This is a genomic window from Streptomyces sp. NPDC005533 (assembly GCF_042871845.1).
GTDB lineage: Bacteria > Actinomycetota > Actinomycetes > Streptomycetales > Streptomycetaceae > Streptomyces.
In genome coordinates this window covers 1-12977 of the sequence record NZ_JBIAJH010000021.1, presented here as the reverse complement: position 1 = coordinate 12977, position 12977 = coordinate 1, and the positions used below count along the sequence as shown (strand labels likewise).

At 73.5% G+C, this 12977-nt stretch carries 15 protein-coding genes; 5 read left to right on the top strand and 10 right to left on the bottom strand.

Annotated elements, in window-relative coordinates; translation table 11 throughout:
- Window positions 1-174: 174 nt before the first annotated feature.
- Window positions 175-642 carry an RDD family protein gene (locus ACFYP3_RS21630; protein WP_365478494.1) on the top strand — a complete coding sequence of 156 codons (468 nt, stop codon included), beginning with the start codon at window positions 175-177 and terminating at the stop codon, window positions 640-642.
- Window positions 643-763: 121 nt separating this feature from the next.
- Here the strand turns inward: ACFYP3_RS21630 and ACFYP3_RS21625 are convergent, their stop codons facing one another.
- The 5 genes from ACFYP3_RS21625 to ACFYP3_RS21605 all read right to left on the bottom strand — a co-directional run bounded on the left by ACFYP3_RS21625 (window position 764) and on the right by ACFYP3_RS21605 (window position 4217).
- Window positions 764-1462 (bottom strand): DUF4191 domain-containing protein, encoded by a 699-nt coding sequence (locus ACFYP3_RS21625; RefSeq protein ID WP_388834849.1) that lies wholly within the window; start codon window positions 1460-1462, stop codon window positions 764-766.
- A 10-nt stretch (window positions 1463-1472) separates the two neighbouring features.
- Window positions 1473-1670, bottom strand: a complete 198-nt coding sequence (locus ACFYP3_RS21620) for a hypothetical protein (RefSeq protein WP_383572333.1) — start codon at window positions 1668-1670, stop codon at window positions 1473-1475.
- A gap of 242 nt (window positions 1671-1912) precedes the next feature.
- Window positions 1913-2863 carry a lipoyl synthase gene (lipA, locus tag ACFYP3_RS21615; protein WP_388834846.1) on the bottom strand — a complete coding sequence of 317 codons (951 nt, stop codon included), beginning with the start codon at window positions 2861-2863 and terminating at the stop codon, window positions 1913-1915.
- Window positions 2864-2973: 110 nt separating this feature from the next.
- Window positions 2974-3774 carry a lipoyl(octanoyl) transferase LipB gene (gene lipB, locus ACFYP3_RS21610; protein ID WP_388834843.1) on the bottom strand — a complete coding sequence of 267 codons (801 nt, stop codon included), beginning with the start codon at window positions 3772-3774 and terminating at the stop codon, window positions 2974-2976.
- 98 nt (window positions 3775-3872) lie between these two features.
- Window positions 3873-4217: a hypothetical protein gene (locus tag ACFYP3_RS21605; protein WP_388834840.1), complete on the bottom strand. Its 345-nt coding sequence runs from the start codon at window positions 4215-4217 to the stop codon at window positions 3873-3875.
- Window positions 4218-4390: 173 nt separating this feature from the next.
- Between ACFYP3_RS21605 and ACFYP3_RS21600 the strand changes: the two genes are divergently transcribed.
- Complete coding sequence (locus ACFYP3_RS21600; protein WP_388834837.1) at window positions 4391-5830, top strand: regulator; 1440 nt, start codon at window positions 4391-4393, stop codon at window positions 5828-5830.
- 51 nt (window positions 5831-5881) lie between these two features.
- On the opposite strand, the gene ACFYP3_RS21595 is transcribed toward ACFYP3_RS21600, so the two are convergent.
- From ACFYP3_RS21595 to ACFYP3_RS21585, 3 genes are all read right to left on the bottom strand, one after another.
- Complete coding sequence (locus tag ACFYP3_RS21595; RefSeq protein WP_388834835.1) at window positions 5882-7153, bottom strand: NAD(P)/FAD-dependent oxidoreductase; 1272 nt, start codon at window positions 7151-7153, stop codon at window positions 5882-5884.
- 258 nt (window positions 7154-7411) lie between these two features.
- Window positions 7412-8299, bottom strand: coding sequence for a TIGR01777 family oxidoreductase (locus ACFYP3_RS21590; RefSeq protein WP_388834832.1), 888 nt, complete (start codon window positions 8297-8299; stop codon window positions 7412-7414).
- A 75-nt stretch (window positions 8300-8374) separates the two neighbouring features.
- Window positions 8375-9130, bottom strand: a complete 756-nt coding sequence (locus ACFYP3_RS21585; RefSeq protein ID WP_388834829.1) for a VIT family protein — start codon at window positions 9128-9130, stop codon at window positions 8375-8377.
- A gap of 89 nt (window positions 9131-9219) precedes the next feature.
- Between ACFYP3_RS21585 and ACFYP3_RS21580 the strand changes: the two genes are divergently transcribed.
- Window positions 9220-10302: a PP2C family protein-serine/threonine phosphatase gene (locus ACFYP3_RS21580; protein ID WP_388834826.1), complete on the top strand. Its 1083-nt coding sequence runs from the start codon at window positions 9220-9222 to the stop codon at window positions 10300-10302.
- 56 nt (window positions 10303-10358) lie between these two features.
- On the opposite strand, the gene ACFYP3_RS21575 is transcribed toward ACFYP3_RS21580, so the two are convergent.
- Window positions 10359-10610 (bottom strand): hypothetical protein, encoded by a 252-nt coding sequence (locus ACFYP3_RS21575; RefSeq protein ID WP_319725665.1) that lies wholly within the window; start codon window positions 10608-10610, stop codon window positions 10359-10361.
- A gap of 107 nt (window positions 10611-10717) precedes the next feature.
- Here ACFYP3_RS21575 and ACFYP3_RS21570 point away from each other — a divergent pair, with 107 nt between their 5' ends.
- Window positions 10718-11089 carry an ArsC/Spx/MgsR family protein gene (locus tag ACFYP3_RS21570; RefSeq protein ID WP_388834824.1) on the top strand — a complete coding sequence of 124 codons (372 nt, stop codon included), beginning with the start codon at window positions 10718-10720 and terminating at the stop codon, window positions 11087-11089.
- Window positions 11090-11137: 48 nt separating this feature from the next.
- Here the strand turns inward: ACFYP3_RS21570 and ACFYP3_RS21565 are convergent, their stop codons facing one another.
- Window positions 11138-11974, bottom strand: a complete 837-nt coding sequence (locus ACFYP3_RS21565) for a DUF2182 domain-containing protein (protein ID WP_388834821.1) — start codon at window positions 11972-11974, stop codon at window positions 11138-11140.
- Window positions 11975-12173: 199 nt separating this feature from the next.
- Between ACFYP3_RS21565 and ACFYP3_RS21560 the strand changes: the two genes are divergently transcribed.
- Entirely contained in the window at window positions 12174-12827 is a 654-nt protein-coding gene (locus ACFYP3_RS21560) for a DUF1326 domain-containing protein (protein WP_388834819.1), read from the top strand.
- The last annotated feature ends 150 nt before the right edge of the window (window positions 12828-12977 follow it).

Sequence of the window (12977 nt, the reverse complement as noted above, 5' to 3'; positions counted from 1 at the left end):
CTACTCCCGGCCCCGGGGCAGGGCGGGCTTTACGGCTCGTGGTGCGTCAGTGCGGTGCCGCACGCTGACCCGACCATAAGCACAAGGGATTTCTCAAGCATGACCCATTTGTTTCGCACAAGTTAACCAGGGTCCCGCCGGAGTGCGGTGAGGCACCACCGGTACCGTGGTCGGGTGGACAACAGACAGGCAATCGGATCCTGGCTCTCCGGCCCCCGCGCGGCCGCCGAGGAGATGGGCGTCGACTTCGGCTATCCGGGTCAGCGGCTCGGCCTGCCCCAACAGGGACCCGGCTCGGTGGCGCGTTTCGGGCGCCGGCTCGGCGCCGTCGCGATCGACTGGATCGGCTGCCAGCTCATCGCGTACGGGCTGATCACGGGCGGCGACGTGGCCGCGGCGGGCAACTGGACGCTGTGGCTCTTCCTGACTCTGAGCGTCCTGACGATCGGCACCGTGGGCTTCACCCCCGGCAAGCGGATCCTTGGCCTCCGGGTGATCTCGGAGAACGGCGGCCGCCTCGGCGTCGGCCGGGTGCTCCTGCGCACGCTGCTGCTGGCCCTGGTCATCCCGGCGCTGATCTGGGACCGGGACGGCCGCGGCCTGCACGACAGGCTGGCCCGCGCCGTCCAGGTCCGCATCTAGCCCGCGCCCGGGTTCGCGTCCGGGTCCACGTCCGGGTCCGCGTACGTGACACAGGGGCGCCCCCCGAGCCGGTCGGCTCGGGGGGCGCCCCTGTGTCGTATACGAAAATCAGCTCAGCGGGTCAGCGCATCTTCCCGCCGCGCGGCATCTTCATGCCCTTCGGCATGGGGCCCTTCGGCAGCGGCATGTTGCTCATGAGGTCACCCATGGCGCGCAGCTTGTCGTTGATCTCGGTGATCTGCGGGCCGGCCAGCACGCGCGGCAGCTTGAGCAGGGTGGTGCGCACCTTCTTGAGCGGCACCTCGCCCTCCCCGGTGCCCACGATGAAGGCGTGCACGGGCACGTCCGGCATGATCCGGGCCAGCTTCTTCTTCTCGTTCGCGAGCAGCGGCTTGACCCGGTTGGGGTTGCCCTCCGCGATCAGCACGACGCCGGCCTTGCCGACGGCCCGGTGGACGATGTCCTGCTGCCGGGTCATCGCGACGGCCGGAGTCGTCGTCCAGCCCCGGCCGACGTTGTCCAGTACGGCCGCGGCCGCGCCCGGCTGTCCCTCCATCTGCCCGAAGGCAGCCCGCTCGGCCCGTCGTCCGAAGACGATCGCCATCGCGAGGAACGCCACGAGGAGGCCCAGGATGCCCAGGTAGAGCTCGTGCCCGGTCAGGAAGCCGATCGCAAGAAGGACACCGAAGGTGACAATTCCCACGCCCGCGACGATCAGACCGACCTTCGGGTCGGCCTTGCGCGTCATCTTGTACGTGAGGGCGATCTGCTTCAGTCGCCCGGGGTTCGCAGCAGTCTCTGCGTTTGACTTCCTCGCCATACAGCGAAGTTTACGTGGCCTGCGGGGTTCGGGTAGCCGCGGCCTCAAGTACGTGTTCGGTTTCGACCCGGTCCTTGGCCCTGCGGCGGTCTTCGAGCACCGCCGTCCAGGCGTTCCGGCGGGCGCCGCTCATCAGCAGGGACTCGACGCCCCGGAAGGCGTCGGAGAGGGACGGGATGGCGATGGCGCGTACGGGCGCGGCCTGCATGATGTCGATCCCCTTCACGGAACTCGCGTCGGCAGTGCTTGTAGCGTGCGTGCGTACTGCGGTACCTGCGCACCGCGGTGTGTGCGGTGCGTGGACCCAGCGTCACTGATTGGTGTTACCAGCGCATGACCTCGCGGTCAAACGTGACGAAACATCGACGCGGCCCGCCGGGCTCTTCCTCGAAAGAGCCTAGGGGCCGCGTCGCTGCGGTGTTACCGACTAGTAAGCTTTTGTGCGCGAGTTCACACGCCTGCGGCGCGCTTCTCCATCGCCTGGTTGTAGAGACGCCCCGCCCGGTACGAGGAGCGGACCAGCGGGCCCGACATCACGCCGGAGAAGCCGATCTCCTCGGCCTCCTTCGCCAGCTCCACGAACTCGGCCGGCTTCACCCAGCGCTCGACGGGGTGGTGCCGCGGCGAGGGCCGCAGGTACTGGGTGATGGTGATGAGCTCGCAGCCGGCCTCGTGCAGCTCCTTCAGCGCCTCCGAGACCTCCTCGCGCTCCTCGCCCATGCCCAGGATCAGGTTGGACTTGGTGACCAGGCCGTAGGCGCGGGCCTGCCGGATCACGTCGAGCGAGCGCTCGTAGCGGAAGCCGGGGCGGATCCGCTTGAAGATGCGGGGCACGGTCTCGACGTTGTGCGCGAAGACCTCGGGGCGGGAGGCGAAGACCTCCTCCAGCAGCTCCGGGACCGCGTTGAAGTCGGGGGCCAGCAGCTCGACCTTGGTGTGCCCGCTCTCGCGGCCCGCCGTCTGCTGGTGGATCTGGCGCACGGTCTCCGCGTACAGCCAGGCGCCGCCGTCGGCCAGGTCGTCGCGCGCGACGCCGGTGATGGTGGCGTACTTCAGGTCCATGGTGACCACGGACTCGCCGACACGGCGCGGCTCGTCCCGGTCCAGGGCCTCGGGCTTGCCCGTGTCGATCTGGCAGAAGTCACAGCGCCGGGTGCACTGGTCGCCACCGATGAGGAAGGTGGCCTCCCTGTCCTCCCAGCACTCGTAGATGTTGGGACAGCCGGCTTCCTGGCACACCGTGTGCAGTCCTTCGCCCTTCACCAGGGCCTGCATCTTGGTGTACTCGGGACCCATCTTCGCCCGGGTCTTGATCCACTCGGGCTTGCGCTCGATGGGCGTCTGGGCGTTACGGACCTCCAGGCGCAGCATCTTGCGTCCGTCGGGTGCGACTGCGGACACGACCGGCTCCCTGTGACTTCGATTGTTCGGGCGCCCACCAGGGTACGCCCGTAATTTCGTACGCTCTTACGTCGGCCAACCTGCGAGGGGGCGGCCGCATTCCCGGGGCGTCAGACGCCCGCGGCGGGCTCCGTCTCGCGGGGCCGCAGCTCCGCGTGCTCCAGTACGTCCTTCAGGTGGCGTTCGACGACCGGCAGCACCTCGGCGATGGTGATCTCGCGGCCCAGTTCGTAGGAGAGCGAGGTCACACCGGCGTCCCGGATGCCGCAGGGCACGATCCGGTCGAACCAGGTGTTGTCCGGGTTCACGTTGATCGCGAAGCCGTGCATCGTGACGCCCTTGGCGACCCGGATGCCGATCGCGGCGAGCTTGCGGTCCTCGCGGCGCTGGCCGGCGTTGGACGGCGCGTACTCGGGGCCGTTGAGCCGGGCGTCGAACTCCTCGTCGTGCAGCCGCGGGTCGAGGTCCAGCGAGAGTCCGCCGATCGCGGGGCGGTCCTCGACGGGGTCGCCGAGCACCCAGACGCCGCTGCGGCCCTCGACCCGGGTGGTCTCCAGGCCGAACTCGGCGGCGGTGCGGATCAGCGCCTCCTCCAGCCGGCGGACGTGCGCGACCACGTCCACGGGACGGGGCAGCTTCATGATCGGGTAGCCGACCAGCTGGCCCGGGCCGTGCCAGGTGATCTTGCCGCCGCGGTCCACGTCGACCACGGGCGTGCCGTCGAGCGGACGCTCGCTGGGGTCGGTGCGCCGGCCCGCCGTGTAGACCGGCAGGTGCTCCAGCAGCAGGCAGGTGTCCTCGACCTCGTCCGCGAAGCGGGCCGCGTGCACCCTGCGCTGCTCTTCCCAGGCGACGGTGTACTCGACGGATTCCGGCCCGAAGCCCAGATGGACAAACCCAAGCTCAGCCACCGCAGCGCCTCCTCGTTGAACCTGCTGTGTGCACGTACTTCACTGAGCAAGGGTACGGCGACCCGTTCGAGCCCCCTCAGGGCCCCGTCAGGACCCCGTCAGGACCCCGGCGGGAGCTCCGGACCGGGCTCCGGACCGGGCTCCGCGGCGGGCCCCGTGGCGGGCGTCGGCGCCGGTGCCACCGGGGGCCACGGCAGCTGCTTCGGGCGGCGCCGGCCCTTCGGCGGCCGGTCCGGGTCCTCGTCCGCGCGCGGCAGCCGCCGGTGGCCCTCGGAGTGGTCGTTGACCCAACCGCAGACCCCGCACGCGTACCGCCCGTCCAGCCCCGCGATGTAGGTGCCGCAGCGCCGGCACTCCGCCTCGGTCAGTTCGGGCGGGGGCAGCGGGGCGGTGGATTCGGTTCGCTCCTCGGGGAGGTGCGCCCCGTGGGGCCGAGGGGTCATGGTCCGCAGCCTATGTGGGCGGAAGGGGTCGGTCCGTAAAGGGCCCTCCGCATTCTGCACACGATCGGATGAATGTGGGGCAGAGAGGGCGGCATGAGCGAAGTTCGCCGCTACATTCACGCCGTTCACAGGGCCGGGACTCCGGTCCGTCACGTCAGGAGACCGTGGAGCCGATGACGGAACGACCTGCCCAGCGCGTCCCCAACCGGCAGCTCGCGGCGCTGATCGCGGAAGCCGGGTTCTCCAACGCCGGGCTCGCCCGCCGCGTCGATCAGCTCGGCCTGGAACACGGTCTCGATCTCCGGTACGACAAGACCTCCGTGACCCGCTGGCTGCGCGGGCAGCAGCCGCGCGGGACCACCCCCGCGCTGATCGCCGAGGTGTTCACCAGGCGTCTGGGGCGGCGGCTCTCCGCTCAGGACCTGGGGCTGGACGCCTGCGCACCGGTGTACGCGGGCCTGGAGTTCGCGGCCACACCGGAGGAGGCCGTGGACATCGCGAGCGGGCTGTGGCGCAAGGACTCCGGCTCGCACGCCGAGCTCCGGAAGATCGCCTTCACCCCGGCCGGGCTGGTCGTGCCGAGCCGGGACTGGCTGATCGGGCGGCCCGACGAGCGGGTGGGCCGGGGCGCGGATCCGGCGGCGGCCCGCGTCCCTCTCCAGGGCCGGGTCACGGTGCCCCGGCAGCGGCAGATCGACCGGGGGCCCGGGCAGCGGGTGACCGGCGGGGACATCGCCGCGCTGAGATCGGTGAGCGAGCTGTTCCGCACCCTGGACCAGGCCTACGGCGGCGGCCACGCCCGGCAGGCGCTGGTGCGGTACCTGGAGCACGAGGCGGAGCCGATGCTCCGCGGCACCTACGGGGAGACCACCGGGCGCCGGCTGTTCTCGGCCGCCGCCGATCTGACCCGGCTCGCGGGCTGGACCTCGTACGACATCGCGGCGCACGGGCTCGCCCAGCGGTACTTCGTGCAGGCCCTGCGGCTGGCGCAGGCGGCCGCCGACCGCCCCTACGGCTCGTACGTGCTGGTCACCATGAGCCGGCAGGCGGTCTACCTCGGCCACGGCCGGGAGGCGGTGCAGCTGGCCCGGGTGGCCCAGCAGGGCGTGGGCTCCGGCCCGCCGCCGGTGGTGCAGGCGCTGCTGCACTCGGCGGAGGCGCGGGGGCACGCGGTGCTCGGCGAGGTCCGGGCGTCGACGGCCTCACTGGTGCGGGCCGAGCGGGCGCTGGGCGCGGCCCGGCCGGGGGACGACGTTCCGCACTGGGCCCGGTTCTACGACGAGGCGCAGCTCGCGGACGAGTTCGGGCACTGCCACCGGGACCTCCAGCAGTACCGGGCCTCGGCCCAGCACGCGGAGCGGTCGCTGCAGCTCAGGGGGCCGGGGTACGCGCGGTCCCGGCTGTTCTGCCGGGTGGTGCTGGCCACGGCCCGGCTGGGGCTGGGCGAGCTGGACCAGGCGTGCGCGCTGGGCGCGGAGGCGGCGCAGCAGGCGTCGGAGATGCGGTCGGTGCGGGCGGTGGAGTACGTACGGGACTTCGAGCGGCGGCTGGAGCCGTACCGGGACGCGTCCGCGGTGCGGACCTACCGGGACCGGGTGGCGGCGTTGTCGTGACCTCGTGCGGACCCGGCCCCCATGGGGGACCGGGCCCGGGCCGAGTGGTTCTCAGGCCGCCACCGGCAGGGCGGGCTCCGGGGTGGCCGGGAGCGGGATGCCGAAGTCGCGCAGGAGGGCGCGGGCGGCCCGCCGGGCGGAGTGCAGGGCTCCCTGGACGGTGTTGGTGTCGCGGTGGTCGCCGCACACGTACAGCCCGGCCAGCACCCGTACCGGGCGCCGCAGGTCGTGGGGCGGCGGCATGGCGGGGACGGCCTCCGGGGTGTGGTGGACGGCCAGCAGCTCCCAGTCCCGGGTGGGGGTGTCGTAGAGCCGGGCGAGGCGCGAGGCGACCGTCCGTACGGGTGGCGGGGGTCCGAGCACGGTCGTGGTGACCAGGCTGCGGCCGGCCGGGGCCCGCGTCGGGTCGACCGCGCTCATCACGGCGGTGTGCGAGACGGGCCACGCGGGGTCCGCGTCCAGGAGCAGCGAGCCGTCCCGGGACAGGGGCGTGGCGGTGGCGTGGTGCAGGACGGTGACCTCGTGGAAGGCGGGCACGCGCAGGCCGGGCAGCAGCTCGGCGGCGGCGCGGGCGCCGGTGGCGAGGAGGACGGAGCGGCAGCTGAAGTCGCCGTGCTCCTCGGTGGTGACCAGGTTCGTCGCCACCGAGCGGACCCGGACGCCGGTCCGGACGGTGCCGGGCGGCAGGGCGGCGGCGAGCAGGTCGGGCAGGGCCGCGGCGCCGCCCTCGGGCACGGCGAGCCGGCCGCGGGCGAAGGTCCGCAGGGCGAGGTCCGCGACCCGGCTGGAGGTGGTGAGCTCCGGATCGCGGAGCAGGGCGGCGAGCAGTGGCCGGAGCACCCCGTTGAGGGTGCGCGGCGGCAGTCCGCGGGAGCGCAGGGCGGCGTGCGCGGTGCGTTCGGGACGCGCGAGCAGCCTGTCCTCGGGCAGGGCGGCGAGCCGGCCGAGGGCGGCGCTGAGCCGGGCCTGGTCGAGGGAGCCGCTGGCCAGGGCCCGGGCCGGGGTGAGGGCCCCGGCCCGCAGCTGTTTGCCGTCGGTGTGGACCAGGACCCCGGGCACGAAGGGGCGCAGGGTCAGACCCCGCAGGCCCGGGGTGCGTTCGAGCTCCGTGTACGAGGTGTTGAGCAGCTGGCCGATCCGGTCCAGCCGGAACCCGTCGGCCGACTCCGTGGCCATCCGGCCGCCGGGGTCGTCCGCGGCCTCCAGGACGGTGACCGTGACTCCCGCTGCGATCAGGTGCTGCGCGGCCGCGAGTCCTGAGACTCCGGCTCCTACGATGACGACGTCCGCATGGTGCGCGGCATGGTGTGCGCTGCTGAGCACGTGCCCCTCCCCGAGGTCGGCGCGGCTGTGTGGGGATCCTCCTTCCCCCAACCGGCTCCACGGGAACCCGAGTTCGGCGTGGTATTACGGTCAACTCCGGTCGCACGGCGGTCGCATCCGGGTCACGAACGGTCGCACGGCGGTCGCACGCGTCCCGGTCCTCCCGGCCCGGGACGGCCGGGAAGGCCCTCCCGGCCCGGTTCCGCGGCCGGCTCTGCCAGGCCGTCCCGCGCGCGGCACTCGGGTCGGGCCGGCCGTTCAGAGGGCGGCGCGGATGGCCTGCTCGATGCCGGGGTCGCGGAAGACGAAGCCGGACTCCAGCAGCCGGGCGGGGCGGGCCCGCTGACTGCCCAGCACGTCCCGGGAGAGCTCCCCGAGCGCGATGCGCAGCGCGGGCGCCGGTACCGACAGCAGCGTGGGCCGGTTCAGCACCCGGCCCATGGCCTCGGTGACCTGGCGGTTGGTCAGCGGCTCGGGGGCGGTGAGGTTGACGGGGCCTTCGATGCCGGGGGTGTCGATGATGTGGCGCAGGGCCGCGACCTCGTCCCGGAGGGAGATGAACGACCAGTACTGGCGGCCGTTGCCGAGCCGGCCGCCGAGACCGGCACGGAAGAGCGGGAACATCCGGCCCCAGGCCCCGCCCTCACGGGCGACGACCAGTCCGGTACGGGCGTACGCGGTCCGGATCCCGGCGTTCCGGGCGGGCGCGGCGGCGGCCTCCCACTCCACGCAGACCGCGGGCAGGAAGCCCTGCCCGGCGGGGGCTCCCTCGTCCACGATCCGGTCGCCCGTGTCCCCGTAGTAGCCGACGGCGGAACCGCTGACGAGCACGGCGGGCGGCTCGTCGAGCGCGGCCAAGGCCCGGGCGATCGCGGTGGTCCCGAGCACCCGGCTGTCCCGGATCTCCTTCTTGTACGCCTCCGTCCACCGGTGGTCCCCGATCCCGGCCCCGGCCAGGTGCACGACGGCCCCGCAGCCGGCCAGCCCCGCGGGGTCGACGTACCCGCGCGCGGGATCCCACCGCGCCTCGTCCCCGCCCGTCGGCTCCCGCCGCACGAACCTCACCACCTCGTGCCCGTCTGCCCGCAGGGACCGCACGAGTGCACTTCCGATGAGCCCGGTCGACCCGGTGACTGCGATACGCATGCCGTCATTCTCCCCGCCGCCGCTCGCCGCGCGGCGAGCGGCGCCGCGCCCGGGGCGCCGGCGGGGCCGAACGGGTCAGGTGGTGGTGCCCAGCCAGGTGCCCACCGCATAGGTGACGGCCATCGCCAACGCGCCGCCGCCCACGTTCCGCACCACCGCGCGGAGCGCCGGCGCCCCGCCCAGCCGCGCGCTGAGCACCCCGCACAGGGTGAGGGCGGCGACGACGGCCACCACCGTCACCGGCACCCGCGCGGACGGCCCCGGCAGGAGGATCGCCAGCAGCGGCAGCAGCGCCCCGACCGTGAAGGCGACGAGACTGGCGAAGGCCGCGTGCCACGGGTTGGCCAGCTCGTCGGGGTTGATGCCGAGCTCCACCCGGGCGTGCGCCCGCAGCGCGTCCTGTCGCGTCAGCTGTTCGGCCGCCTCCCGGGCCACCTCCCGGCTCAGCCCCCGCTCGGCGAGCAGGTCGGTGAGTTCGTCGAGCTCCGCTTCCGGCTCCTCGGCCAGCTCCCGCCTCTCCAGGTCCAGCGCGGCCCGTTCGGAGTCCCGCTGCGAGCTGACGGAGACGTACTCCCCCGCCGCCATCGACAGCGAGCCCGCGAGCAGCCCGGCGACCCCCGCCGCCAGGATCGCGGACCGGGAGGTGGTGGCCCCGGCGACGCCGACGACCAGGCCGGCGGTGGAGATGATCCCGTCGTTGGCTCCGAGCACTCCCGCGCGCAGCCAGTTGAGCCGGGTGCTGATCTCGGCGCTCTGGGCGCCGTCGCCCGTGCCGTGCGCTTCGACGTGCGCCCGGCTGGGCGCCTTCTCCGTGCCCTCGTTTCCCGTCACGCCACCACTTTCGCGGCAGGGGCCGTACGAGGCCACCCGGCGGCCCGGTCCGGGGTGCGCGGGTCGGGCCCGCGTACCAGGGTGGAAGGGTGAGACGCGGACGCGAGGAGCCGGGCAGGCTGCGCGGGGAGCCGCCGCCGCGCTGGGCCCGGATCGCGCCCGCGGTGGCGCTGGTGGCGCTCGTGCTCGCGCAGGCGCTCACCCCGGGCGATGTGGAGCTCGGGTTCTTCCTGGCGGGCCTGCCCCCGGTGGCGGCCTTCGCGTACGGGGCGGCCGGGACCGCGGTGTTCGCCGCCGTCGTCCTCCTGCTGCTGGGGCTGCCGAGCCTCGGCGTCGGTCATGCCCGCGGCACGGACCTGGCCACGGTGGCCGTCGTCGGGGTGCTGAGCGTGGTGATCGCCCTGGTCCGTCAGCGCCGGGACGCCCAGCTGGTCAGCGTACGGACGGTGGCCGAGGCGGCCCAGCTGGCGGTGCTCCCGCCGGTGCCGGAGCGGGTGGGCGCGGTGCGCTGCTCGGGGCTCTACCGGGCGGCGCAGCGCGGCACCCTGGTCGGCGGCGACCTGTACGACGTGCGGGCCGGGCCGCACGGCGTGCGGGCGCTGGTCGGGGACGTGCAGGGGCACGGCCTGGCGGCGGTGGGCACGGTGGCGGCGCTGCTCGGGGCCTTCCGCGAGGGCGTGATCGACGACTGTGGGCTGGCGGCGGTGGCGGGCCGGCTGGACCGGCGGCTGGTGACGGACTCGAAGGCCGCTTCCGTGGAGCACCCGGAGCTGTTCGCGACGGCGGTGCTGCTGGAGTTCCCGCCGGGGCTGGACCTCGTCCGGATCGTGTCGTGCGGGCATCCGCCCGCGCTGCGGCTGCGCGGGGCGGCGGTGGAGGAACTGGTGGTGGAGCCGGGCCCGCCGCTGGGCCTGGGGCTCGCGGGACCGCCGCCGGCGGTGGCGGAGCTGCCGCTGCGGCCCGGGGACCAGCTGCTGCTGCACACCGACGGCGTGACCGAGGCCCGGGACGCGGCCGGGCACTTCTACCCCCTGGCCGCCCGGGTTCCCGTACTGGCACGGGACCCGGGGGGCCTGGTCCGGGCGGTGTGGCAGGACCTCGCGGCCTTCACGGACGGTGGTCCGCACGACGACGTGGCCCTGCTGCTGCTCTCCGTGGACGGATCGGGGTGAGCGTCGGTCGACCGGGCGGCCCGGGCTCCCGCTCCGGCTCCGGCAGCGGCTCCGGGTTACGACTCCTTGATGAACGCGCGCACCATTTTGCAGGTGACGTTCGACGGCCGGTGGATGCCCGTCCGGACGGCCATCGTCCGGATCTTCCGGTTGGTGGCGCGCCGAGGGTCGTACGTCCCCGAGTCGAGCAGGGATATCGCCAACCGCATCGCCTTCAGGCGGCGGTTGTGGCTCTCGTACCACTCGCGGGGCAGGCCCGCCGGCAGCGGCTTCTTCTTGACGGGCCGGACGGTGGTGGCAGTGGCCATCTACAGCCTCCCAAACGGTAGTTGGCGTCCTGTCGTTCTTCCTCGATTTTAGCGGGGGGCACTGACAAAAGCCCCTGGCCAGACCGGCCCCGGCTAGGGTTGGCCGCATGGAGATCTGGATCAATCCCGCCTGTTCCAAGTGCCGCAGCGCACTGACCCTGCTGGACGCCGAGGGCGCCGAGTACACCGTGCGGCGGTACCTGGAGGACGTGCCCTCCGAGGACGAGATCCGCGAGGTGCTCGGCCGGCTCGGGCTGGAGCCGTGGGACATCACGCGCACCTCGGACCCGCTGGCCGGGGAGACCGGCGTACGGGAGCTGCCGCGCGAGGAGAGCGACGCGGCGCGCGGACGGTGGATCGCCCATCTGGCCGCGCACCCGAAGCTGATCCAGCGCCCGATCATCACCGCCGAGGACGGCTCGGCCGTGGTCGCCCGCTCCGAGGAAGCCGTCCGCGAGGCCCTCTCCCGCAAGGGCTAGGTCGTAATCCGCGTCGCCGAGATCCGACCGGACGCTGCGGAAGAGCCGTCAGCCGGCCTGGAGTCCGAGCATCTCCGTCATGGGCGACCGCGGCGGGATCAGGCCCGGCAGGAGCCAGGGCTGGAAGAGGCTCAGGACGGCGAGGACGAGGAAGGCGGCCCCGACGACCTGCGAGAAGACGGGGCCCAGCCGCCGGAGCTTCTCCACGAAGATCACCACGGCCACCGCGGCCATCGCCAGGACGTTCATGACGCCCAGCGGGACGAGCACGACCATCAGCCCCCAGCAGCAGCCCACGCAGTACGCGCCGTGGTGCGCCCCGACGCGCAGATCGCGGGCCCGCGGCCGGAAGCCCGCGTAGCGCACGAGCTGGCCCATCGGGCTCCGGCAGTGCCGCAGGCAGAGGTTCTTCCACGGACCGAACTGGTACAGCCCGGCGACCAGGAACGCGCCGGCGCCGATCCAGCGCCCGGCGCCCGGATGCTCGTCCACCAGGGCGCCGGTCCCGGCGAGGAGCCCGTAGGCGATCAGGCCGAAGGCCGTCCAGGCCAGCAGGTAGCCGGCGACGAACTGGGCGGTACGAGCCACCCGTACGGCTCGCGTGGGCGACTGGCGCCCGATGGTCCGCGCCCAGGTGAGGGCCACCGGGGCCACCGACGGGAACATCATGGCGATCATCATGACCAGCCACAGCAGCAGGAACAGCGGGACGTCCATGCCCATGGTTCCCGGCTCGACCCCCATGTCACGGGCCTGGTCGACCACCAGCACCCAGGCGAGGAGGGCGATCGACGCCATCACCGCCCAGGCGAACGCGAGCTGCCGGGCCGACAGCAGATTGGCCGGACGCAGAGGGGGTGACAGGGCCTTCGGGTCGAGGCGCACACCTCCAGCACATCACGGCGGACCTGCGCGTGCGCGCGGGAACGCGTGTATGGGGAAGGCATCTCCTCCGGGCGGCCCCTGCGGTGGGACAATCGGGGTGGATATCCGTACGACCCGGGCGTGGGCCGGCGATGGTTCCCGGGGGCTCCGCCGTCCTCCCGAGACCGACGTCCCGGCACGGTCACGAGGAGGCAGGGAGATGTCCGAGACGACGGCGACCGTTCCCCGGTGGCACGCGGCGGGTGACTGGTTCGACACCTGCAAGTGCGACGTACCCTGCCCTTGCTCCTTCGCCCAGCTGCCCACCCACGGCGACTGCGACGGCATCCTGGCCTGGCACATCCGCGAGGGCCGTTACGGCGACGTGGGGCTGGACGGCCTGAACGTCCTGATGCTGGCCTCGTTCGTCGGCAACATCTGGGCCGAGCACACGGACACGTACGCCGCGATCTTCGTCGACGAGCGCGCCGACGACTCCCAGCGCGAGGCGCTTCAGATGATCTTCGGTGGGCAGGCGGGCGGCTGGCCCGCCGAGATGGTGACCATGATGGCCGGCGAGATCCGCGGCATGGAGTTCGCGCCCATCGAGATCGAGGTCGCCGACGACCTCGCGAGCTGGCGGGCCGTGGTGCCGGGCCGGGTCGAGGCGAGCGCGGCCGCGCTCACGGGACCCACGACCCCGGAGGGTGCGCGCGTCCAGTCGACGAACCTGCCGGGCGCGGAGACCGGACCGGGCCAGGTCGCGACCTGGGGCCGCTCTACGGCGGACCGCGCCGATGCCCACGGCTTCCGCTGGAGCCGCGAAGGCCGCTCCAGCAAGCACATCACCTTCGACTGGGCGGGGCCGGACTAGCGCATTGGCTGCCGGTTGGCTGCGCCGCTTGGGCGGGGTCGGTGGTGGGCCGGTTGGGGTGGGGGCGGGCGCCCTTTGGCTGCGCCGCTTGGGCCGGTTGGGGTGGGGGCGGGCGCGCGCCGGGGCGTCTCCTCGGGCGCCGAACGTGAC